This window comes from Alteribacillus persepolensis (genome assembly GCF_900099605.1).
GTDB lineage: Bacteria > Bacillota > Bacilli > Bacillales > Marinococcaceae > Alteribacillus > Alteribacillus persepolensis.
This window is the reverse complement of the sequence record NZ_FNDK01000001.1, coordinates 122,973-147,209: the sequence shown is the minus strand read 5'-3', so window position 1 is coordinate 147,209 and position 24,237 is coordinate 122,973. Positions and strand designations below refer to the sequence as shown.

Annotated in this window: 22 protein-coding genes and 1 other annotated feature; all 22 genes read right to left on the bottom strand. The window is 42.1% G+C overall.

Translation table 11 applies throughout. The features are described from left to right. Complete coding sequence (gene carB / locus BLT18_RS00710; RefSeq protein ID WP_091270259.1) at window positions 1–3,225, bottom strand: carbamoyl-phosphate synthase large subunit; 3,225 nt, start codon at window positions 3,223–3,225, stop codon at window positions 1–3. Window positions 3,226–3,244: 19 nt separating this feature from the next. Then, on the bottom strand, window positions 3,245–4,327 hold the full coding sequence (locus tag BLT18_RS00705) for a carbamoyl phosphate synthase small subunit (protein WP_091270258.1): 1,083 nt from the start codon (window positions 4,325–4,327) through the stop codon (window positions 3,245–3,247). Then, window positions 4,324–5,610: a dihydroorotase gene (locus BLT18_RS00700; protein WP_091270256.1), complete on the bottom strand. Its 1,287-nt coding sequence runs from the start codon at window positions 5,608–5,610 to the stop codon at window positions 4,324–4,326. Before BLT18_RS00700 ends, BLT18_RS00705 begins: the two co-directional genes overlap by 4 nt. Further along, complete coding sequence (locus BLT18_RS00695; protein WP_281242318.1) at window positions 5,607–6,551, bottom strand: aspartate carbamoyltransferase catalytic subunit; 945 nt, start codon at window positions 6,549–6,551, stop codon at window positions 5,607–5,609. Before BLT18_RS00695 ends, BLT18_RS00700 begins: the two co-directional genes overlap by 4 nt. A 362-nt stretch (window positions 6,552–6,913) precedes the next feature. Continuing rightward, window positions 6,914–8,254, bottom strand: a complete 1,341-nt coding sequence (locus BLT18_RS00690) for a solute carrier family 23 protein (RefSeq protein WP_091270255.1) — start codon at window positions 8,252–8,254, stop codon at window positions 6,914–6,916. Window positions 8,255–8,467: 213 nt separating this feature from the next. Then, window positions 8,468–9,019, bottom strand: coding sequence for a bifunctional pyr operon transcriptional regulator/uracil phosphoribosyltransferase PyrR (gene pyrR / locus BLT18_RS00685; RefSeq protein ID WP_091270254.1), 552 nt, complete (start codon window positions 9,017–9,019; stop codon window positions 8,468–8,470). A 228-nt stretch (window positions 9,020–9,247) separates the two neighbouring features. After that, window positions 9,248–10,159, bottom strand: coding sequence for an RluA family pseudouridine synthase (locus BLT18_RS00680; RefSeq protein WP_091270253.1), 912 nt, complete (start codon window positions 10,157–10,159; stop codon window positions 9,248–9,250). Next, window positions 10,156–10,632, bottom strand: coding sequence for a signal peptidase II (gene lspA / locus BLT18_RS00675; protein ID WP_091270252.1), 477 nt, complete (start codon window positions 10,630–10,632; stop codon window positions 10,156–10,158). Before lspA ends, BLT18_RS00680 begins: the two co-directional genes overlap by 4 nt. 100 nt (window positions 10,633–10,732) lie before the next feature. After that, entirely contained in the window at window positions 10,733–13,501 is a 2,769-nt protein-coding gene (gene ileS / locus BLT18_RS00670; protein WP_091270251.1) for an isoleucine--tRNA ligase, read from the bottom strand. A gap of 77 nt (window positions 13,502–13,578) precedes the next feature. Then, window positions 13,579–13,799: a binding site (T-box leader), on the bottom strand. 39 nt (window positions 13,800–13,838) lie between these two features. Next, window positions 13,839–14,357: a DivIVA domain-containing protein gene (locus BLT18_RS00665; protein ID WP_091270250.1), complete on the bottom strand. Its 519-nt coding sequence runs from the start codon at window positions 14,355–14,357 to the stop codon at window positions 13,839–13,841. A gap of 70 nt (window positions 14,358–14,427) precedes the next feature. Then, a complete protein-coding gene (locus tag BLT18_RS00660) occupies window positions 14,428–15,207 on the bottom strand; it encodes a YlmH family RNA-binding protein (RefSeq protein WP_091270249.1) in 780 nt (259 codons plus the stop codon). Between the two features lie 12 nt (window positions 15,208–15,219). Continuing rightward, window positions 15,220–15,474: a YggT family protein gene (locus BLT18_RS00655; RefSeq protein WP_091270248.1), complete on the bottom strand. Its 255-nt coding sequence runs from the start codon at window positions 15,472–15,474 to the stop codon at window positions 15,220–15,222. Between the two features lie 24 nt (window positions 15,475–15,498). After that, complete coding sequence (locus BLT18_RS00650) at window positions 15,499–15,915, bottom strand: cell division protein SepF (protein ID WP_091270247.1); 417 nt, start codon at window positions 15,913–15,915, stop codon at window positions 15,499–15,501. A 21-nt stretch (window positions 15,916–15,936) separates the two neighbouring features. After that, window positions 15,937–16,629, bottom strand: a complete 693-nt coding sequence (locus BLT18_RS00645) for a YggS family pyridoxal phosphate-dependent enzyme (protein ID WP_091270246.1) — start codon at window positions 16,627–16,629, stop codon at window positions 15,937–15,939. Window positions 16,630–16,647: 18 nt separating this feature from the next. After that, entirely contained in the window at window positions 16,648–17,481 is an 834-nt protein-coding gene (gene pgeF / locus BLT18_RS00640) for a peptidoglycan editing factor PgeF (RefSeq protein WP_091270245.1), read from the bottom strand. Window positions 17,482–17,595: 114 nt separating this feature from the next. Beyond that, complete coding sequence (locus BLT18_RS00635) at window positions 17,596–17,838, bottom strand: YlmC/YmxH family sporulation protein (RefSeq protein ID WP_091270244.1); 243 nt, start codon at window positions 17,836–17,838, stop codon at window positions 17,596–17,598. Window positions 17,839–17,987: 149 nt separating this feature from the next. Next, window positions 17,988–18,773: an RNA polymerase sporulation sigma factor SigG gene (gene sigG, locus BLT18_RS00630; protein ID WP_091270243.1), complete on the bottom strand. Its 786-nt coding sequence runs from the start codon at window positions 18,771–18,773 to the stop codon at window positions 17,988–17,990. A 429-nt stretch (window positions 18,774–19,202) separates the two neighbouring features. Next, window positions 19,203–19,940 (bottom strand): RNA polymerase sporulation sigma factor SigE, encoded by a 738-nt coding sequence (sigE, locus tag BLT18_RS00625; protein ID WP_139184691.1) that lies wholly within the window; start codon window positions 19,938–19,940, stop codon window positions 19,203–19,205. A gap of 1 nt (window position 19,941) precedes the next feature. Beyond that, window positions 19,942–20,847: a sigma-E processing peptidase SpoIIGA gene (spoIIGA, locus tag BLT18_RS00620; RefSeq protein ID WP_281242317.1), complete on the bottom strand. Its 906-nt coding sequence runs from the start codon at window positions 20,845–20,847 to the stop codon at window positions 19,942–19,944. 338 nt (window positions 20,848–21,185) lie between these two features. After that, on the bottom strand, window positions 21,186–22,355 hold the full coding sequence (gene ftsZ / locus BLT18_RS00615; RefSeq protein WP_091270240.1) for a cell division protein FtsZ: 1,170 nt from the start codon (window positions 22,353–22,355) through the stop codon (window positions 21,186–21,188). Window positions 22,356–22,399: 44 nt separating this feature from the next. Then, on the bottom strand, window positions 22,400–23,686 hold the full coding sequence (ftsA, locus tag BLT18_RS00610; RefSeq protein WP_091270239.1) for a cell division protein FtsA: 1,287 nt from the start codon (window positions 23,684–23,686) through the stop codon (window positions 22,400–22,402). Between the two features lie 199 nt (window positions 23,687–23,885). After that, window positions 23,886–24,236, bottom strand: coding sequence for a small basic family protein (locus BLT18_RS00605; RefSeq protein WP_091270238.1), 351 nt, complete (start codon window positions 24,234–24,236; stop codon window positions 23,886–23,888). Window position 24,237: the final 1 nt, after the last annotated feature.

Below are 24,237 nucleotides of genomic sequence, written 5' to 3'. Positions count from 1 at the left end.
TCACACCGTCACCTCGTTTGCTGGCAATGATTGTCTTGTCTCCATGGCCGGCATAGCTTCTGCAGAGAACGTAATCATCTCTAATACCTTTAACAGTGCGTCTGCTGTATCAATAGACGTCATACAAACCACTTCATTTTCCACTGCTTCCCGGCGAATTCTAAACCCATCCCGTGCGGGTTGTTTTCCTTTTGTTAATGTATTGATAACAAATTGTGCTTTGCCGTCGCGAATAATGTCTAAAATATTCGGCGAGTTATCCGCGACTTTATTAACAACCGTTACTGGAATGTTTTCCTTTCGCAAAAAGTCTGCAGTGCCTTTTGTCGCCAGCAGATCATAGCCGATTTGGTGAAAACGCCGGGCAAGCATCAATGCTTCTTGTTTATTTTTATCAGCAACGGTAAAAAGTACGGAGCCGTGTTCCGGAATGTTCATACCAGACGCGATTAAACCTTTATATAGTGCTTTTTCCAGTGAAACATCACGCCCCATTACTTCTCCAGTTGACTTCATCTCTGGTCCAAGAGAAATGTCAACTCGACGCAGTTTTGCAAATGAAAAGACAGGGACTTTGACGGAGACTTCTTGTTTTTCTGGCAATACGCCATCATTGAATCCTTGTGCAATCAGGCTTTGCCCCGCCATGACTCTTGTTGCAATAGATGCAATCGGCACACCGGTGATTTTGCTTAAAAACGGCACTGTCCGGCTCGCTCGCGGATTGACTTCCAAAACATATACTTCGTCATCATGAATGACAAATTGGATATTTAATAATCCTTTAATATTTAAGCCTTTTCCAATAGCAATCGTCCGCTCAACGAGTTTTTGTTTAATGTCTTCGGACAGCGTTTGCGGCGGATAAACAGCAATGGAGTCACCTGAATGCACACCGGCGCGTTCAATATGTTCCATGATGCCCGGAACAAATACCGTTTCACCGTCGGCAATCGCGTCTACTTCAATTTCTTTTCCTATCATGTACCTGTCAATTAATACCGGATGTTTCTCATTGACTTTCACCGCTCTGTCCATGTAAGAAAGAAGTTCTGTTTCGTTATCGACAATTTCCATTGCTCTGCCGCCTAACACGTAAGAAGGGCGTACTAAAACCGGATAGCCGATGTCAGAAGCAATCGTCACTGCTTCTTTCGAAGACGTAGCTGTTTTTCCTAATGGCTGCGGAATGCCCAGCTGCTGCAAGGAATACTCAAATTTGTCACGATCTTCTGCTCGATCCATATCTTCTAGTGCAGTTCCAAGAAGACGGACGCCGCGTTCATGAAGCCCATCAGCTAAATTGATGGCCGTCTGCCCTCCAAATTGTACGATGACCCCCTCTGGCTGTTCCTGATCAATAACATGCATCACATCTTCTAACGTGAGCGGTTCAAAGTACAATTTATCCGATACACTAAAATCTGTTGAGACCGTTTCCGGATTATTATTAATGATAATGGCTTCGTACCCTTCTTGCTGCAGCGCCCAGACTGTGTGAACCGTTGCGTAGTCAAATTCAATTCCTTGCCCGATACGGATAGGACCGGAGCCAAGTACTAATACGGAAGGCTTCTCACTAGTGATGCTTTCGTTTTCCCGTTCATACGATGAATAGTAATAAGGGGTTTGTGATTCAAATTCAGCTGCACATGTATCCACCATTTTATATACCGGCATCAGACTCTCTTCTTTGCGGTATTCATACACTTCCTTTTCGCTCCAGTTCCACTTTTGTGCAATATAAGCATCAGCAATCCCTAACTGTTTGGCACGTTCTAGCATCATCACGTTCCCAGGATGATCCGCTAATTCTTCCCCCGTCATGACAATTCCAGCAAATTTCTCTAAGAAGAACCGATCAATTTTTGTTAACTCATGAAGGGTCTCTATCGACCAGCCTCGTTTAAACGCTTCTCCAATAACAAACAGGCGTTCATCTTCTGCCTTTACTAACTTCTCTTTGATGGTGTCGTCATCGTAAGAAGCATACGCTGCATCTGTCATGTGCAGTTTGTTCATTTCAAGCGAACGAATCCCCTTCATGATGGACTCTTCTAATGTACGGCCAATCGCCATGATTTCACCTGTCGCTTTCATCTGTGTGCCAAGCGTCCGGTTAGCAGCTTCAAACTTGTCAAACGGCCAGCGTGGAATTTTCGTTACAACATAATCAAGCGTTGGCTCAAAGCTGGCGTATGTTGTACCAGTAATTGGATTTTCCAACTCATCAAGCCGATATCCTGCCGCAATTTTAGCCGCTAACTTAGCAATGGGATATCCAGTTGCTTTTGATGCTAATGCAGAAGAGCGGCTCACTCGTGGATTTACTTCAATAATGTAGTATTCAAAGCTATGCGGTGAAAGTGCAAACTGCACGTTGCAGCCGCCTTCGATTTCTAATGCACGGATAACTTTTAAAGAAGAGTCACGCAGCATTTGATACTCACGATCAGACAACGTTTGACTGGGTGCACTTACAATTGAGTCTCCTGTGTGAATGCCTACCGGGTCAATGTTTTCCATGTTACACACAACAATGCTTTGACCAGCACTGTCTCTCATCACTTCATACTCGACTTCTTTAAAACCTGCAATGCTTTTTTCTAGCAGGCATTGATGAACCGGACTGTATTTCAAACCGGAACTGACAATGTCGTGGAGTTCTTCCTCATTGTGAACAAGGCCACCTCCTGTTCCGCCGAGCGTGTAAGCTGGACGAACGATTACAGGATAGCCGATTTTTTCAACAAACGTTTTGGCTTCATTCAAATTATGAATGATTTCACTTTCTGCCACCGGTTCGCCTAGTTCTTGCATGAGTGAACGAAATACTTCTCTATCTTCTGCTTTTTGAATGGCTTCTAGCTCTGTTCCTAAAAGTGATATATTGTACCGGTCTAAAATACCTTCTTGGTAGAGTTCCATTGCCATATTCAACCCCGTTTGCCCGCCAAGCGTCGGAAGAAGGGCATCTGGTCTTTCTTTTCTAATCACCCGACTGACGAACTCAAGTGTAATAGGTTCAATGTACACTTTATCGGCCATGTTGGTATCCGTCATAATTGTGGCCGGATTTGAATTGACAAGAATTACTTCATAGCCCTCTTCTTTCAGAGCCTGGCAAGCTTGTGTGCCAGCATAGTCAAATTCAGCAGCTTGACCAATAACAATTGGTCCGGATCCAATAACAAGTATTTTTTGTATATCTGTTCGTTTTGGCATGATCCTCTCTCCTTTTCGTTTAGCTAATTACCGTTTTCTGTTTATCCATGAGGGTAATAAAGTCATCAAATAAATCGTTGGAGTCATTCGGGCCTGGACTTGCTTCCGGATGATATTGCACGCTAAATGCAGGGTAATGGTGATGAGCAACCCCTTCTACAGTGCCGTCATTGACATTGACATGTGTCAGCTGTAAATCTGTACCCATTAATGAGTCCCGGTCAATCGTATATCCGTGGTTTTGTGACGTAATATCTACTCGTCCTGTACGAACATCTTTGACAGGATGATTTCCGCCGCGATGTCCAAATTTCAGCTTTGATGAACGGGCTCCCGCAGCCAGACAGAGCAATTGATGACCAAGACAAATACCAAAAATCGGTATTTCACCAAGCAATTCTTTAATGGTTTCACTTGCTTGCGCCACATCCGATGGATCTCCCGGCCCGTTACTTAACATGATGCCGTCTGGATTGAAGGCACGAATATCATCAGCCGTGGCGTTAAAGGGCAAAACAAATACATCACAGCCGCGTTCAATTAAATTTCGGGCAATACCGTGTTTGGCGCCATAATCCATAAGAACTACCCGCCGGCCTGAACCAGGTGCGTGATATGCATTTTTAGTTGATACCTTTTTTACTTTATCTTTGGACGGCTGAAAAGCTTGCAACTCTTCCAATACTTCTTTCTCATCGGCTTTTTCGTGGCAAATTCGTCCGTTCAGTGTTCCTTGGTTTCGTATTAAACGTGTCAGCATTCTCGTATCGATGCCGCATATTGCTGGAATATTTTTGTCTTTTAACCATTGGTCGAGCGACTGCGCACTGCGAAAGTTACTAGGGTGAGCAGCAGATTCTCGTACAATCAACCCCCCGGCTGACGGATTCAATGTTTCAAAGTCATCACGATTAACACCGTAGTTGCCAATGAGAGGATACGTTAATGTAATAATTTGATCGCAATAAGAAGGGTCTGAAAGAATTTCTTGATATCCTGTCATGCTTGTATTAAATACGACTTCACCGGATATTTCACGTTCACTTCCGAGTGCTTCTCCAATAAATACTGTGCCATCTTCTAAAACTAATTTGCGTTTCATGATTGATATGCTCCTTCCTTTTCGTACACGATTTTGCCAGAAACCATAGTAGCAACAGGCATTCCTTTTATGCTCCACCCTGTAAACGGAGTGTTTTTCCCTTTTGAGACAAACGTGTGAGGATCCACTGTTTCCTCTTTATCCAAATCAATGAATGTGATATCTGCCGGCTTTCCAGGTGCGATGACACCTTTTGAGAGGTTAAATACCGAAGCCGGCTTTTTTGTCAATCCGGCTAGCAGCTGCTCGAGACTGCATACGCCTTTTTTCACCAAGTGTTTGTATAACAATGGGAAAGCTGTTTCCAATCCAGTAATTCCAAACGGTGCCTTTTCCATGCCAACGTCTTTTTCTTCTTTAGCATGAGGAGCATGATCGGTCGCAATGAAATCAATCGTTCCATCCAGCCATCCTTCTAGCAATGCCTGCCGATCTTCGTTGCTGCGAAGCGGTGGATTCATTTTAAAATTTGCATCTAATCCAGGAATATCTTCGTCTGTCAGCAGCAAATGATGTGGTGTTACTTCTGCGGTCACATGGATGCCTGCTTTTTTAGCATCGCGAATCACACGAACAGACTCTTTTGTGCTCACGTGGCAAACATGATAATGAACACCAGACGCTTCAGCTAATAGAACGTCTCTTGCGATATGTACCGATTCGGCAGCAGACGGAATACCGTTGATACCTTGTTTTTTTGAAAAATCCCCTTCGTGCACACTTCCTTTATTAACAAGCGTATTCTCCTCACAGTGAGCAACAATCGGCATATCCATTCGAGCCGCCTCTTTCATCGCTTTAAGCATCGTCGAAGCATCTTGTACTCCGACACCATCATCTGTAAAAGCAAAGGCTCCTGCCTGTTTTAACCTTTCAAAATCAGTTCGCTCTTTGCCGAGCTGACGGGTTGTAATGGCTGCATACGGAAGCACATGAACATGTGCGTGTTGTTTGATGCGTGCATAGAGGTTTTTCATTTCCTGTGCTGTATCAGGTACTGGACGGGTATTGGGCATGGGACATACCGTTGTAAAACCGCCTTTAGCTGCAGCTTTGGTTCCTGTTTCAATCGTTTCTTTATGTTCCCCGCCTGGCTCACGCAGATGAACATGCACATCGATAAATCCCGGGGAAAGCAGTTTGCCATGCGCGCGCAACAACACATCAGCATGTTCTGGTGCTTGTGCTACTTCTTTAATCATGCCATTTTCAATATACACATCGTTATTTTCCAATTCTTCATTCTCTGTAAATACCGTTGCACCGATAATCCATCCATTCATTGAAAAAATCCTCCTTTATGTTGGTCAAGAACGTGCTTTAACACGGCCATTCGTACAAATACACCATTTTTCATTTGCTTAAAGATTCTCGAACGTTTGCATTCAACAAGCTCATCGGCAATTTCTACGTTGCGATTGATAGGAGCTGGATGCATAATGATGCTATGTTTCTTCATCTTCTTTTCTCTTTGTGCGGTCAACCCATAGAGTTTGTGGTACTCACCAGGACCAGCAACCATTTTTACTGCGTGACGCTCATGCTGGATACGAAGCAGCATCATAATATCTGCCATTTCCATTGCTTGATCCATTGTTACATACCGACTCATTAACTCCTTTGACATCCACTCTTTTGGTCCGCTCACATAAACATTTGCACCTAAGCGTTCCAGCACATCGAGATTGGACCTGGCCACACGGCTGTGAAAAATATCACCAGCAATGACAATGTTTAAGCCGTTAAATTGTCCAAATTCCTGTTTTATCGTCAGCAGATCGAGAAAAGATTGGGTTGGATGATGCCCGCAGCCATCACCGCCATTAATAATCGGGATGTTGATTTTATCGCGAAGTTCATCAAAATAGCGCTCTTTGCTATGTCGGATCACCACAACATCAGCTCCGATACTCTCCAGTGTTTTTACCGTATCGTATAATGTTTCTCCTTTTTTTACGCTTGATGTATCAGCTTCAAAAGGAAGAACATCCAGTCCCAGTGTTTTTTCAGCAGCTTCAAAACTTATTTTTGTGCGTGTACTCGGCTCAAAAAATAGATTAGCCGCAAACAAGCCCCTGCCAGAAAACTGCTTTGGCGCATGTGACAGAGTTTCTGCTGCATCCAGTATGCTGTGAATCTCTGAAACACTCCAGTCTTCTACTGTTAATACGTGTGCCGGTTTACATCGCTCCCATTTTCTTTCCAGTTCAGTCTGCATCATCATTCCACCATCATCTCCCCATCGAAATGTTTATGAAAAAACCATCCAATCCCATGTTTTTGCTTCACTGCTGCCAGCATTCATTTCTAAAGAAAACGCGGCTGTCACTAAGTCTTTAGGTACAGGCGGCAGCCGTGCTGGACGTATAGGAACTGCCTCAAAACGTTCACTGCATCAATGACTCACCCATGCGAAAATGCCCTGCTTTCCATCATATAAAAACCCCCCTGAAGATACTCTCCAGGGGGGATACATACAGCTTTATCAGCCAGAGCTAAGACAGTACACGTCGCCTGTGTATTGTCCCTCTAGCTTCTGTACGTTCACCCTTGAGAGTCTCTCTGTACTCTTTTAAAGGATGTCGTTTATGCAGCACGGTCGTTATTGTTTTCTCTTACCTGTTCGTGAAGGGAACCAAACATCTTTCCATTTCCTTGTCCGTGTTCTTTTCCAGGCAAAATAGCGTGCAGAACAATGCCAAAAAGTGTTGCTAGTGCCATACCGGCGATCTCTAACGTATCACCAATTTGTATGAATGCGCCGCCAATGCCTGTAACCAAAATGACAGACGCAATAATCAAGTTTCGTTTCACACCAAAGTCAATTTGATTGTCAATTAACATCCGCATTCCAGAGGAAGCAATGATACCAAAGAGCAAAATTGAGACGCCGCCCATGACTGCTCCGGGGATACTGGCAATTAATGCTTCAACTTTTCCGATAAAGCCAAACAGTATCGCAAGCACTCCTGCGCCGCCGATGACAAACACGCTAAACACTCTCGTGATGGCTAAGACGCCAATGTTTTCACCATACGTAGTGTTAGGAGGACCGCCTACAAGTGATGCGATGATGGTTGCTATCCCATCACCAAGAATCGAGCGGTGTAAACCTGGTTGTTTGACAAAGTTTTTTCCAGCTACTTTACTTAACACCATTTGATCACCAATATGCTCGGCAATCGTCACTACCGCAATCGGTGCCATAATAGCAACAATGCTCCAAGACCACTGCGGGTCGAATGTAGCAAATGGAGTAACAAAGTCAGGAACTCTGAACCACGGTGCTTCAGCAACTTCTGCAAAGTCCACCAGACCAAGCCAAGCAGCCACTGTGTATCCACCGACAATACCAAACAAAATAGGAATGAGATTAAAGAAGCCTTTAAAATAGACCGATGCGACAATTGTGATAAATAGTGTAGTAAGCGCAACACTAAAGTGCAGCATCGGATCGATGTATGTGCCGGTTTCTTCGTCAAAGTTCATAGCCATCTCAATTGCTGTACTTGCCAGTCCCAAACCAATGACCATGATAACCGGACCAACAACGATTGGCGGCAATAGATTCATCAGCCATTTGACACCTGTCGTTTTAATCAGCAATGCTGTAATGCCGTAAATGACACCAGCTGTAAATGTCCCTATCATAACGCCTTCTGGTCCGCCAATAGACATCGCTGCAATAACCGGCATAATAAAAGCAAATGATGAGCCAAGGTAAGCCGGAATCTGCCCTTTTGTCACAATTAAATAAGCAATTGTTCCTACCCCGCTTGATATAAGAGCAATGGCTGGACTTAATCCGGTTAATACAGGCACAAGAATCGTTGCTCCAAACATGGCAAACAAGTGCTGCAAGCTTAAAATCAGCCACTGGTTCCATTTGGGTACTTCGTGAATCTGTAATTTTGTTTCGTTTTCCATCCTTTGTCCCTCCCGTTATGGTTCTTTCTGTGTTTGTCGCTTCCTCACAGCTGCAAGAAGTTTCCCTCGCCTTATCACCGGCATAAAAAAACTCCCTGCCCTAAGAGGACAAAGAGGTACAAATGACAAGCGGATAAGAACATGAGCATTGTCCAACCCTGCTTGATTTATACCCCTTTTCAGCCTCTCTGGACTGATTTAAAGAGGTGTTCTCTATTTACTTTTATGGCAGATCGTGACTCGATCATTTTCATCAACTTCTGCTACTTTCACCGAAATAACTTCTTCTTTTGATGTAGGAATGTTTTTGCCAACATAATCTGGTCTGATTGGCAATTCACGGTGGCCTCGGTCAATTAAAACAGCCAGCTGAATTTGTGACGGCCTTCCAAGGTCCATCACGGCATCCATCGCTGCACGGACCGTCCGTCCTGTATACAAGACATCATCAACGAGTATGACTTTTTTTTCTTGGACATCAAAAGGAATATCGGTTCCTTTTAACTCCGGATCCGCATTTTCTGTTTGCGGCGTTAAATCATCTCGATAAAGAGTAATATCGGCTACGCCTACTGGGATTTCCTTGCCTTCAATACGGGAAATGTTTTGGGCAAGCCGTTCAGCAATATGAATGCCTCGCGTTTTAATACCAACAAGAATGCAGTCTTCAATGCCTTTGTTTTTTTCGATAATTTCGTGTGATACCCGCGTCAGTGCTCTGCGAATGGCTTGATCATCTAACAATACGCGTTCTTGTGTATCCATTGTATTTACCGTCCTATCTATTTTTCGTAATACTTCTTTTCCCTCTATGGCCTCGAAGCATATAAAAATCCTCCCGCCCGATGGGTGAGAGGATGAGTTTCCTATACTTAGACATACTGCCACTAAAAAAGCGACCAGTACACAAACTCCTTCTCAGCCTCACGGGACTGTCTTAAAGGGACATTATTTTTATCTTGTAACTGATTATCGCAAACTACCCATGAAAGGTCAATACTTTTTTTGCAAACCAGCAATGATTTTTGACATATCATCAGGCAGAGGTGCTTCAAACTCCATATACTCATCTTTAGCTGGATGCAAAAAACCCAGCTTTCCAGCATGCAAAGCTTGTCCTTGGATAGGAAGCGTTTTTTGGCGTCCGTATTTTGGATCCCCTGCTACTGGGTGGCGAATATAAGCCATGTGCACACGAATTTGGTGAGTTCTTCCTGTTTCAAGTTTACATTCAATATACGTATAGTCATTCCAGCGCTCTAGAACATTAAAATGCGTTACTGCTTCTTTGGCATTTTTTTCTGTTACCGCCATTTTTTGTCGGTCTTTTGGATCTCTTCCAATCGGAGCATCAACCGTCCCGTGATCATGTGGAATGTCTCCATGTACAACCGCGCGGTATACGCGCTCTATCTTTTTGTTTTGCAGTTGATTACTTAAGTGCTCGTGTGCCTTATCGTGTTTAGCCGCCACCAATAAACCAGTCGTGTCTTTATCTATGCGATGCACAATACCTGGACGCAATTCTCCGTTAATACCAGAGAGATCCTGGCAATGGTACAACAGTGCATTTACAAGCGTTCCCGAATAATGACCAGGTGCTGGGTGCACCACCATTCCTCTCGGCTTATTCACCACTACAATATCTTGGTCCTCATAGCGGATATCAAGCGCGATGTTTTCCGCCTGAATATTGGGTTCTTCCGCCTTTTTTACATATACGACAATAACGTCCCCTTCTTGGACAATATAATTGCTTTTTACATTTTTTCCGTTTACCAGCACATTTCCTTCTTTAATCCATGCTTGTACAGCCGTACGTGATTCCTTGTGTTTTTGAGAAAGAAATTTATCAATCCGTATCTGCTCATCATCTTGTTGAACGATCCATTCGCGTTTGTTCATGCTTTTTTCCTCTTTTCTTTCCATTCGTCTCTTATCATTTTCATGATCAAGAGAATAACTCCCGCCACAAGAGCTGAATCTGCAATATTAAAAATAGGATAATTATATGAAAAAATATAGACATCAAAAAAATCAACAACTTCTCCAAACATTAACCGGTCAATAAAATTGCCGATGGCACCACCTAAAATGAGTGCAAGTGAAATACCTGTAACGCCGCTGTCATTTGCATATTTATGCAAATGATAAATCACCGCAATAATAACGATGACGGTCACGATAAAAAACAGCCACATCTGTCCTTGCAAAATTCCAAATGCAGCGCCGGCATTGCGATGGGACGTTAAATAAAGAAAGCCGGAAATAACTTCGATGCTTTCCCCTATTTCCATATGTTCTGCTACGAGATATTTCGTTAATTGGTCAATACCAATAACCACTATACTTAACAAATAATACCATAAAATGACCATCCTACCATCCACCCTGCTCTTTATGTTCACCGAGAAATTCGGCAATTATTTAAAAAGTATCCGGAAACCATGCCGTACGCACAGCTTCCGGATGTTTAACTTATACGTGGCTGTAGTGAGTGTTAACAATATCGGTACATTTATCACATAATCCAGGATGTTTTTCATCTTTGCCTACGTTTTCTGTAACAGTCCAGCACCTTTCGCACGTTTCACCTTCTGCCGGTTTTACATCAACCGCTACATATTCAAATGATTCTGCACGAGCAGACGCATTTTCTTTTGCTCCACCGATTTCGGCGTTAGATACAATCAAGAGCTTCGCCAAATCGCCAGCTTCTTCTAAGATATTTTTTACTTCAAGTGTTGGATACAATGTTACAGACGCCGTTAACGACTTTCCGATTACTTTTTCATTTCTTGCGTTTTCTAACGCTTTTAACACATCATCGCGCACATCCATGATTTTGTCCCATTTTTCTTTCAGCGTGTTAAATGACTCAATATCCTTTTCTTGCGGCATATCAGTCAATTGAACACTCTCTGCTTCAACTCCTGGAATAAATGCCCACACTTCATCGGCAGTGTGCGGAATAATCGGTGATACCAGACGCACAAGTGCGACAAGCGTGTCATACATTACCGTTTGAATGGCACGGCGTTCTTCACTGTCCGGTGCTTCAATATAAAGCGTGTCTTTGGCAATATCCATATAAAACGAACTCAAGTCAATCGTACAGAAATTATGGACGCTGTGAAATACCGAAGCAAACTGGTAGTCATCATAGCCTTTTTTCGCCTGATTGATGACATCTTGCAGTTTTATCATCATGTATTTGTCCAATTCCGGCAAGTCATCGTCTTGTACGCGATGTTTTGCTGGATCAAAATCATGAAGATTTCCAAGCAGGAACCGGAAGGTGTTACGCAGTTTACGATACGCTTCTGCAACTTGTTTTAAAATCTTATCAGAAATGCGCACGTCAGCTTGATAATCTACAGAAGCTACCCACAGCCGTAAAATATCAGCTCCCAGCTGTTTCATGACGTTATTTGGCACAACCACATTGCCCACTGATTTACTCATTTTTCTGCCTTCCCCATCTAAAGCGAACCCGTGACTAATAATCGCTTTGTATGGAGCTTTTCCAGTAACAGCTACACTGGTGGAGAGCGATGAATTAAACCAGCCGCGGTACTGGTCGGACCCTTCCAGATAAATATCGGCCGGACGCTCTAATCCATCCTTTTCTTCGAGTACCGCTTGATGAGATGAACCACTGTCAAACCACACATCCATAATATCCATTTCCCGGGTAAACTTACCGTTTGGACTATGTGATGAAGTAAATCCTTCTGGCAGCAAGTCTTTTGTATCCCATTCAAACCAAATATTTGATCCATGCTGACGGAACAATTCGGAGACATGTGTAATAGTCTCATCGGTTACGATTTCTGTACCATCTTCAGCATAAAAAATCGGAATTGGCACGCCCCACGCGCGCTGTCTGGAAATACACCAATCCCCTCTGTCTCTTACCATGTTATAAAGGCGTGTTTCGCCCCACTCTGGCAGCCATGTAACACTTTTCACTGCTTCTAGCAAATCATCCCGAAAGTCGTCAATAGAAGCAAACCATTGTGCAGTGGCCCGGAAAATAACCGGCTTTTTCGTACGCCAATCGTGCGGATACGAGTGGGTAATGAACTGAAGTTTTAAAAGCACTCCTAATTCATCAAGCTTTTGTGTGATCGGCTTATTTGCTTCGTCATAAAACATTCCTTCAAATCCAGGTGCTTCGCCTGTAAAGTAGCCCTTATCATCCACTGGACACAGCGTCTCTAATCCATACTTCTGGCCGACTACATAGTCATCTTCCCCATGTCCAGGTGCTGTGTGCACACACCCTGTACCAGCATCGATGGTAACATGTTCACCTAGAATAACAAGGGAGTCCCGCCCGTAAATAGGGTGAGACGTCATTACATGCTCAAGCTCTTGTCCTTTTACGGTTTTCAGCACAGTTGCCTCTTCCCATTCCAGCTCTTGTTCTAAATCTTCTACGAGATCCTTTGCCACCACATATTTTTCATTTTTCACCTTTACAACAGCATAATCGAGGTCAGGATGAACGGTAACAGCCAAGTTAGCTGGAATCGTCCAAGGTGTTGTGGTCCAGATAATAAACTTTTCATCACCGTCTAAAGTTGCTTTTCCATCTTTGACGTCAAACGCGACATAAATTGAAGGAGATCGTTTGTCGTGGTACTCAATTTCTGCTTCTGCAAGCGCCGATTCTGAAGACGGCGACCAGTAAACAGGCTTTTTACCCTTATAAATATACCCTTTTTTCGCCATTTCTCCGAACACTTTAATTTGCTGCGCTTCATATTCTTTTGTCAATGTAATGTATGGGTTGTCCCAATCCCCCCGTACTCCTAACCGCTTAAACTGTTCACGCTGGCGGTCGAGTTGTTCAAGCGCATACTCTTCGCATGCTTTTCGAAACTCCGCAACACTCATTTTTTTACGGTCTATTTTCTTCTTTTTGGTTAACGCTGTTTCAATTGGAAGACCATGTGTGTCCCATCCCGGAACGTATGGAGCGTGAAAACCGTTCATTGATTTATAACGGACAATCATATCTTTTAAAATTTTATTTAAAGCATGCCCCATATGAATATCGCCGTTTGCATACGGCGGTCCATCATGCAGTACAAACAATGGACGTCCTTTCGTCCGCTCCTGCACCTTTTCATAAATGTTTTGTTCGTCCCATTCTTTTTGCTTTTCCGGCTCACGGTTTGGCAGGTTTCCTCGCATTGGAAACGCTGTTTTTGGCATTAATAGTGTTTCTTTATAGCTCATCGTTTTCCTCCTTCTGTTTATTAAAACGTTTATTCATCGTTTACAGCCCTACAATAAAAAAAGACCTTCTATCCCTTGTTAGGGACGAGAAGGTCTCGCGGTACCACCCTAGTTATGCTGTATGTACAACATCGGCTCATCATGATAACGGCATGTACCGTCGGAAGCCTCTCGATAAAACATCTTCGGTTCCGAAACTCCAGGGTGATGTCCGTATTGACTTTTTCACCGTGCTCCCACCATCCACGGCTCGCTAAAGAAAACGTAACAATCGGCGCGTCCCTTTCTTCGTTTTTAACGTGTTTTGTGAAGAAAATTATAGAACATTCTTCCTTTGTTAGTCAAGCTGATTAGAAGCCTCATCATTCGATACTGTTAGTTTTTCTTCTTCACTTCCATCCACCACTTGATCCCAATCATCATTATGTAACATTTCCAGCTGTGCCTCAATTAACATTTTAAAACGCATCCGGTACACAGATGCTTGCTTTTTCAACTCTTCAATTTCTAGTTCAATTTTTCGTGATTTGTTCAAGGCATCATTAATAATGCGATCCGCATTTTTTTCTGCTTCTTTGATGATAAGCTGTGCTTCTTTTTTGGCATTTTGCCGTACTTCTTCTGCTGACTCTTGCGCGACAAGGATTGACTTATTTAACGTTTCTTCTATGTTCGAAAAATGTTCTAAACGTTCTTCTAATTCATCCACTTTACCAAATAACTCGTTCTTCTCCCGGATAACATTCTCATAATCTTTAATGACTTGATCGAGAAATTCGTTGACTTCATCTTCATCGTACCCTCGAAACCCTCTCGTAAATTCCTTATTATGAATATCCAACGGCGTTAAAGGCAACGGCTGCACCTCCTTTTAGTTTTTGCGTAACGGTTATTTCGACAACGATTGCTTAAATCCTGCTTTTTTGTTAAGGATCCTGTTTTTTTCCATACCTTATTTTATAGCGGCCTTTTTTCGTCTTATGCCCGGCATGTAAAAACTTCCTTCTCCCCATTCCACGTACTGATACGTAATCTCCTGGCTCTAGAGGAAATGAAGCTTGGTCAATCGTCTTCCAATTTACCTTCACACGGCCTTTTTCAATAAAAGGAATGACTTTGCTTCGTGATAAACGGTACATATCAGCGATCAAGACATCCAGACGAAAAGAAGAAACAGTCGACTCTATTTCTTCATAGTTGTCGTCTATAAAAAGCATCTTCTCTATGGGAGCTGGCTGCACAGAGACCGACGCGCTTCCTATCTTACTTAAATTCATCTCAATAAACAAACGGATATCTTCTGCTGCTACAAATTGAAACAATCCGTCTCCTTCGACGATATCACCAAACTTACTGCGCTTTAACCCAAGTCCCATCAGCGACCCAAGTACGTCGCGATGGCCGATCGTAACAAACTTTTTCGGGTAACTTACTTCAAATAATGCTAATTCAAAATCCGCCAAAGCAGGCTGTTCATAAAATGGATACAAGAGCGCCCGCTTTCTTTCACAGCCACCTTGCCCTCCTGCAAATTGAACGTGTACCACATCATCCTTGCCAATAACGGACGTGAGGATATCTTGTTCTCTTGGATCTAAAAAATCAGTAAGCTTCCGTTCATAACGCGTTTCTACCATTTCTTTCCATTCCAATACTTGTTCGACAAATGCATGCTCATCTTTTCGGAAATGTACAAGAATTGACATATATAATACTCCTTAGAAAAACAGCGCCATGACACCATAGCGTGCAAAATGCAATGCAACAATGGCAACAATCGGAGAAATATCAATCATGCCAAGCGGCGGAATAATTTTTCGGAACGGTTCTAAATATGGTTCGACTAACGAGCCAAGCATTTGCCCAAAAGATGACTCTCGAGCATTAGGAAACCAGGACATTAAAATATAGATGATAATCATCCACGAGTATAGCTGCATACCTAACAGCAATAATGATCCAATTGTACTCATCTTTTACATTCTCCTTTACCACAATCAATCGTCTTTATCATATAAAATTTCCGATATCGCGCCGGAAACATCCACATTATCCGGGGTACAAAGAAAAATATTCCGCCCGACTTTTTGAATATCTCCGCCAATGGCATAGACTGTGCCGCTTAAAAAATCAATAATCCGTTTGGCTTGATCGTTTGGAATACGCTGAACATTAATAATGACTGACTTGCGATTTTTCAGATGATCAGCAATATCTTGAGCTTCATCATAGGTGCGCGGTTCAACCAGCATCATTTTGGCAGACTGCTGAACACTTTGCAAACTAACCACATTTTTGCCGCGTGTGTCATAGTTTTCGTCTTCTTGGTCTGCTCCTGTTTGATAACTAGTTGTTTCATCAAATTCTTCGTCTTCCAATTCAAAAAAACGCTTGAATTTCGTTTTGAAGCTCATCCTCTTCCCTCCTTCTTCCCTTTAGCCATTCGCCTTATCACGACCAACTAACGTAGAGCCTAAACGAATAAATGTTGCCCCTTCTTCTACAGCCACCTGATAATCATTAGACATTCCCATGGATAATTCATGACAAGGCGCGTGGTCAAAATCTTGCTTTTGAATATCATCACGCAGCTGCTTTAACCTTTTAAATACTGGACGTGTTTGTTCCGGATCTTCTTCAAGTGGTGCCATTGTCATTAATCCAACTACCTCGATGGATGGAAAATCCCTTAACTTTTCAATAAAATCCATCGTTTCTTCCGGGATAAGCCCGGATTTAGATGCTTCTCCTGATGCATTCACTTGCACAAAGCAACGAATTTTTTTTCCTTCCGGACATCGCTTTTCGATTTCTTTAGCGAGTGATAAACGGTCTAATGAATGAAGATAGTCATACTTATCAATAATATGTTTGGCTTTTTTTGACTGCAGCGTGCCAATAAAATGAAACGCTGCTTGTCCATCGAAAGCTTCCCATTTTTCCAAAGCACCTTCAAGCCTGTTTTCACCAATATGTTCGACACCCGCTTCGATGGCTTGTCTTGTTCTTTCCACAGACACGTATTTCGTTACCGCAACTACCGTTACATCATTTGAATTTCGATTGGAGCGCTCACATGCTTTTTTAATGTTTTGTTGAATGGTATGAAGTTGTTCTGCTATGTCCACGGTGTCTCTTTCTCCTTTCTATTCTTTATCTCTAAACCCAATAAATGTCATCATCCGCCCTGTTTTCTGCCCATCTCTTCGGTGTGAGAAGAAGTACGCATCATTTGTGTATGTACAATAAGAACTGATGAAAATGTGATCGGGAGAAATGCCGGCAGATTCTAACAAGTACCTGTTCATTTGTTTCATGTTTAGTTGGTACTTTCCATTTCCCTTCGTATACCACGGTGTTTGTTGTTGAGCTGGAAGTGCCGCTTTCATTTGTGTAATCACTTTATTGTCAACTTCATAGGCAGCTTCAGAAATCGATGGACCAATTACAACATATATATCTTCTGCATCAATATGTTCTTCTTTCTTCCACGTTTCAACAAATTTTCCGCCAATATTTAAAGCCGTCCCTTTCCAGCCAGCATGAGCAAGACCAATATACCCAGCTTTTGGTGCATAAAACAATAAGGGAACACAATCAGCGTAAAAGCTCACTAACAGCACTCCCTTATCATTTGTATAAAACCCATCTGCTTTGCTTAGTGCTGTATCACGTGAAACAGAGCCTTTTCCTTTATCTGTACTAGCGGCTTTTACAATGTCTGACCCATGCACTTGTTCGAGTGCCACCCAGGAAGAAAGTGGAAAATTCAGTTCTCGTGCAATCCTTTGACGGTTTTCGATAACAGTATCTATGTCTTCTCCTACGTGAAAAGCGGTGTTTAATGTCTCATAAGGGTGCCTTCCGACCCCACCATTTCGCGTGGTCATACCGCTTACGAGCAAGGGATTTTGTTGAAACGGTTCACTTTGTACGGAAAGAATACTGTCATGTTCTTTTGCAAAAGGATCTTTTTCCATCGGACCACTTCCTTCGCACTCATTCGTCATATTTGTTCTTTTTATTTTAACATAATTTGTGTGTTTCCCATAGAAAATGTTGCACGTTCTGGCAATTTCCGCATCAGCATTACCTCACTCGTCTCCTTCATATAAATTAACTAATATAACATCCGAGCCTATTTTGACAATTTGTGTCCACGGAACAACAAACTCCTGTTCACGATTAAATAATGTCATCATTTTTGCTGCTCCGCCGACAATAATGGCATCGACTTGACCAGTTTCTACGTTAATATCTACATCACCAGCATGACCAAGGCGTTTTCCCGTGTGCATATTCACAATATCTTTGGACTGCAAATCAGATATTCTCATCTACACTGGCCCCTTTATCCAATAGTTGCGTACTTCATTATATGTGACTCATTCGTTAAACATATCACTTGAAATAAAAAACTTTACAGCCTTCTATGTTCGTTCGTCACAAAAAAAAAGCCCGCCACATGATGGCGGGGACATACGTGTTAACTACTCGCTGAACGATTCATTTGTTTAATCGCTGCTTTTTCCAAACGAGACACTTGTGCCTGTGAAATACCGATTTCATCTGCCACTTCCATTTGCGTTTTCCCTTGAAAGAATCTCATATTTAAAATCATTTTTTCTCTGTCTGTTAATTGCACCATTGCTTCTTTTAAAGCTAGATGCTCAAGCCATTTTTTATCTTGTTCTTTGTCATCACTGATTTGATCCATCACATAAATAGGATCTCCACCATCGTTATAAATGGGTTCAAATAACGACACCGGATCTTGAATAGCATCCAAGGCAAAAACAACATCTTCTTTTGGCATATCTAATTTCGCTGCGATTTCCTGTACAGTCGGCTCTTCTTCACGAGCTCTCTCTGCCATTAACTGATCACGAACTTGAAGGGCTTTATACGCCGTATCCCGCAAAGACCTGGATACTCGAATAGGATTATTATCGCGCAGATAACGTCTCACCTCGCCAATAATCATCGGCACCGCATAGGTTGAAAACCGGACATTTTGCGACAAATCAAAGTTATCAATGGATTTCATAAGACCAATACATCCGACTTGAAATAAGTCATCCATATGTTCTCCGCGATTATTAAAACGTTGTATGACACTGAGAACAAGACGAAGATTTCCATTTACTAATTCTTCTCTAGCTTGTTCATCTCCCTCATGCATTTGCTTAAAAAGCTCTCTCATTTCTTTGTTTTTTAGAACGGGAAGTTTAGAAGTATCAACACCACAAATCTCCACCTTGCTACGTGCCACTGTGTTCCCTCCCAAGCAATGATGTAGGGGGATGTATGTACACCCCGTCAATCTTGTATGTTTATGTTCAGTATGTCCTTGGAAAGAAAAATTATGCAGAAAGCAAATGATGGAAAAAAGGACTGTTTCATATAGTTAACATGTCATCTCTTGTATCAACACTGTTTTCGCGCATTTATTTTCCATATATAAATTAACATTTTTTTAAATTACCTCTTTATATAAAAAGAATAGCCGGACCTTCCCATAGATCCTGGCTATCCTTTTTATACATAAAGAATATATGAATATCATTAGTTTTTCTTTAACTGTTTACACATGATGTTTGCTTAAACAATACAGTCTTTCTCAGTCTGCCTGCGCTTCTATTCAAATGTGCTGTCTCAAGACGAATTTTCTCATAGCCCGATGTTTTATTGAAACAGGCTATTACACCATCTTATTAAATTCTTTTCGCAGTCTTTTAATAATTCGTTTTTCTAAACGAGATATATATGATTGCGAAATCCCCAATAAATCAGCCACATCTTTTTGTGTTTTTTCAGGCTGTCCTGCAAGCCCAAAACGCATTTCCATAATTTGCTTTTCTCGTGGATTTAACGTACTTAATGCTCTTCTTAATAAACGGCGGTCTACTTTATCTTCAATTCCTTTTGTAATAATGTCTTCTTCTGTACCGAGAATATCGGACAGAAGCAACTCATTTCCGTCCCAGTCAATATTTAATGGTTCGTCAAATGATATCTCTGAGCGCAGTTTATTTGTACGACGCAAGTGCATAAGAATTTCATTTTCGATACAACGGGAAGCGTACGTGGCCAGTTTAATTTTCTTTTCTGGATTAAATGTATTAACAGCTTTAATTAGACCAATCGTACCAATGCTGATTAGATCCTCAATATTGATACCTGTGTTTTCGAATTTACGCGCAATGTAGACAACAAGACGTAAATTTCTTTCAATTAACATCGAACGTGCCGCCTCATCATCTTTTGGCAGCAAGCTGATCAAATGAGCTTCTTCCTCTTTTGAAAGAGGAGGCGGCAATGCTTCACTTCCTCCAATATAATATAGTTCGTCCGGCTTCAAACCAATTTTTTGCAGCAGCCTATACCATAACAGCTTAAACTTCAATTTTAGCAAGCAAACAACCTCCCACGTTAGCATATTAGGCACTTTCATGTGCCTGTGCTTGCAGTGGATCAGATGGAAAAATCATTTGAAAATCCTGATTCGCTGACAAAGCTTCTGCTTCTAGGCCTACCAATACATTTTCAAACCGCAGCGTCGTGTTTTCCCATTGAACGGTTATAACGTCCGGCTTTAGAGCAAACATTATTTGACTGCTCTGTCCAGCAGAGCGAAACGGTACAAGCCGCCACCTCCCTTCCCAAAACGTGAGATTCTCCAAATCTTCGATACGTTTTTTGCTAATCATTGTATAGAGTTGTTGGTATTGCTCACCAGCTAATTGTGATTGTACAAGGGATGCTTCCATCACCATTACCGGAGCACGTGTAACTGGATCTTTCAGCTGATTCCCTGTATCAATTAAAGCCTTCCCTTGATAAACAGCCTGATTTACATGGACACTGATATCTGCTATTTTCGCTGCCTGCAATTTTCGTGCTGTGGTAATGTTATCGGTACACCTCGTTGCAAACCAAACAAGCGGAATGGAAAACAGAACAAGCATTACTGAATAACTGCTATACATTGATGATGTGTACTCTGACAGAAAGCCAGACTGCTGCTGCATCGAAAACCGTAGTGTTTCAACCGCTGTCATCGTCCCTGCTGCTAAAAAACTCATCACATAGAACATACATAAGCTTTGAAAAAATAAAGCTAAGGATGGAAAACCAAATGCTGTCCATACTAAAAGAATGGATAATGCTAATTTTCCTAGCGGATGTATGAGCCAGTCCTCCCACGGAGTTAAAACGATAAAAATACTGCAAGAACCAAGAAGTGCCGCTAACCATAGTCTTTTTTTCGATATCCGGCGTTTTACTAACTTTGCCGTTCCCGCAAACAATACAAGGTGAATGATCATGTTTAATCCCCATAACAAATCAAGATAATATATTCATATCACCCTCTTGTGCATTGCTCTTACAGAGTATTTTAATTATATATGTAATCTATTTAGAAGTCTGTCATTTCATGACAGCTTTTTCTTGTTCTTTTTAGAGATTTTGTCATAAAAAAAAGATAGAATATTGCTAATTATTAAAACAAGGGATAGATAAATGCTAAAACGCCGTAGAATAAAGAAATGTACTGAAGGTTATAAGCAACCATTAGAGGTCTGTGCTATTGGTCTCCATTTCCATAACCACAGCTGTTCTCCTTCCATCCACAAAAAAGTCCTGTTTCCCGATAAATCCGGGGAACAGGACAGGTTTGCATTTACTTTCTGCGTCTGCGATTACGTAAAAATGTCGGTATGTCCAATGTTTCTGTGTTCTCTTGAGGCTGCTGTTCACGTTCTGGTTCATTCACTTCTTCTGTTGAAGGGCGTTCCTGTTGCGGCGCATTCATACGTGGTGCTGATCCTGCACTTTGCTGCGGACGCCGCTGCTGCATGTTAGATTGACGCTGTGATTGCTTCTGTTTTTTATCCTCATTGTCTTCAAAACCTGTTGCAATCACTGTCACAACGATTTCATCATTTAGATTTTCGTTAATCACAGAGCCAAATATCATATTCACTTCATGATCGGAAGCTTCTGAAACAATTTCTGCCGCTTCGTGTACTTCAAACAAACTTAAATTCGTGCCGCCGGTAATATTCATTAATACACCTTGCGCCCCATCCACAGATGTTTCAAGCAACGGACTTGATACCGCTTTTTTCGCCGCTTCTGCCGCACGATTTTCTCCAGTTGCTATACCAATTCCCATTAACGCCGATCCTTTTTCACTCATAATCGTTTTGACATCGGCAAAGTCAAGGTTAATGAGCCCCGGTACAGCAATCAAGTCCGAAATACCTTGCACACCTTGACGAAGTACATTATCTGCTTCGCGGAATGCTTCAAGCATCGGTGTATTTTTATCAACAATTTCTAACAAGCGGTCGTTTGGAATAACGATTAACGTATCTACTTTTTCTTTTAGCGCGGTAATACCAGTGGATGCTTGTCCCGAACGTTTACGTCCTTCAAATGTAAATGGTCTTGTGACAACTCCTACAGTGAGTGCTCCTATTTCTTTGGCTACTTCTGCAATGACTGGAGCTGCTCCCGTTCCAGTACCGCCGCCCATACCAGCGGTGATAAATACCATGTCAGCACCGGTTAAGGCTTCTTCAATTTGTTCTTTGCTTTCCTCTGCTGCTTTCTTGCCAATTTCTGGATTCGCACCAGCACCCAGGCCGCGCGTCAGCTTTCCACCGAGCTGCAGCTTTGTTTCTGCTTCAGACAATTGAAGCGCTTGTGCGTCTGTGTTAACTGCAATAAACTCTACTCCTTGCAGCCCATTTTCAATCATTCGATTGACAGCGTTAGATCCGCCTCCTCCAACGCCTATAACTTTAATCTGTGCTAACTGTTCCATATCCATCTCAAATTCTAACATTCAAGGTCCTCCTAATTCTTCAAATCTATCAATCCTGCATCACTTTACTCGAAGAAAACTTTGAAGAAGTTTTTCATCTTCTTTTTCATTCCAGGATTATCGGGATCTTTTTGTTGTTCCTTTTTAGGCGCAGGCTGCTGCGGTTCTTCTTCACTTTCCTTATTCTGTGAAGAAACGGAAGCAGCTGCCTCCTTACCTTGAATTTTAACATTTCGGTGAGCAAATTCAATCAACCCGATACCTGTGGTATATATTGGCTCTCTTACGCCAATGTAGTCTGGAACTGCCATTCGCACATTATGGCGAAGGACATCCCTTGCTAGCTCCAGCGCTCCTGGAACCATAACAGAACCTCCCGTAAGTATATAACCTCCGGGAAGATCAGAAAAACCCATTTTATATATTTCATTATCAACCAGCTCTAGTATTTCTTCAAAACGAGGTTCAATAATATGGGCTATTTCATACTGGGAATATTCTTCACTCTCTTCGCTGCCGATTGTCTGCACCTCAAATGTCACTTCATCTGAAGCCTCATCGATAAAGGCATGGCCGTGTTCTCTTTTCACCCGTTCCGCTTCTTCTGTCGTTGTCCGAATTCCAACAGAAATATCGTTGGTTACGTGATCGCCTCCAATTGGCAGCACAGACATCGATTGCATAACCCCATTTCGAAAGACAGAAACAGTAGTCGAACCGCCACCGATATCCACAAGAGCTACCCCTAGTGCCTTTTCATCTCTGGACAGTGCCACCGTTCCTGCAGCAAGAGGCTGCAGACAAATATCAGCCACTTCTAGTCCAGCTTTTTCAACACAACGAAGCAAGTTATGTAATGCTGTTTTCGCTCCAGTAATAATAATTCCTTCCAGTTCTAGACGTACACCAAGCATGCCGCGCGGATCACTAATACCTTCTAATCCGTCGACAATAAATTGATTCGGAATCACATCAATGACTTCGCGTTCTGGTGGAATAGAAAGCACTTGTGCTGCATCCATTACCCGGTCAATATCTTCCGTTCTTATTTCCCGATCAGGGCTTGACACTGCCACCACACCACTGCATTCTTGCATATCAATATGATTGCCGTTTACACCTAAAATGACCTGTTCTATTTGTAATCCTACCATTCGTTCTGCTTGATCGACAGCCTGTTTAATCGATCTTACTGTCTCATCGATATCTACAATAGCTCCTTTTTTCAAACCGGTAGAAGGAGCACTTCCGACTCCGACTACTTTCAAAGAGCCTCCGGACATTTCACCAATAATTACCCGAACGCCGGACGTACCGATATCAAGGCTGACATAAATATCTTTGTTGTTCATGTATTGGCACCTCCCGTTGCATATCTTAACTGCATCTATTATTCTCTTTATTTCTAGTTAGTTAATCTTCCTTCCATCTTAGCATGCATACAGATGGATGGTGTAAAAAAACGAACAAAAAATTATTTACGATTGTTTTTCAATGTTATTACAATTCAACAATTGCTTTACAAATCCCTTGTCCAAAAAGGAAAAACTATTATAAACGTTTTCTATATTTACACCGTGTGATAAGTTCCCGTCGTATTATAGCAATATTTCGAAAAAGCCTCACACCAAAAGCAAAAACAGCTGCTAAATACAAGTCTACACTAAGTTGCTCACCTAGAAAAGTTAAACTTAAGGCTGCAACCAGATTCATAAGAAATCCGGATAGAAACAGCGCATCATCAAACTCGTTTTGCAAACCCGCTTTTGCTCCCCCGCACAGCGTATCCACCGTCGCTAATACCGCTACCAATAAATAAGCTGTATAGGCAGCAGGAACGCTCGCCCCTGTTAACAGCCCAAGCAGCACACCAAATAATACACCAACAACCGGCAGCCACATG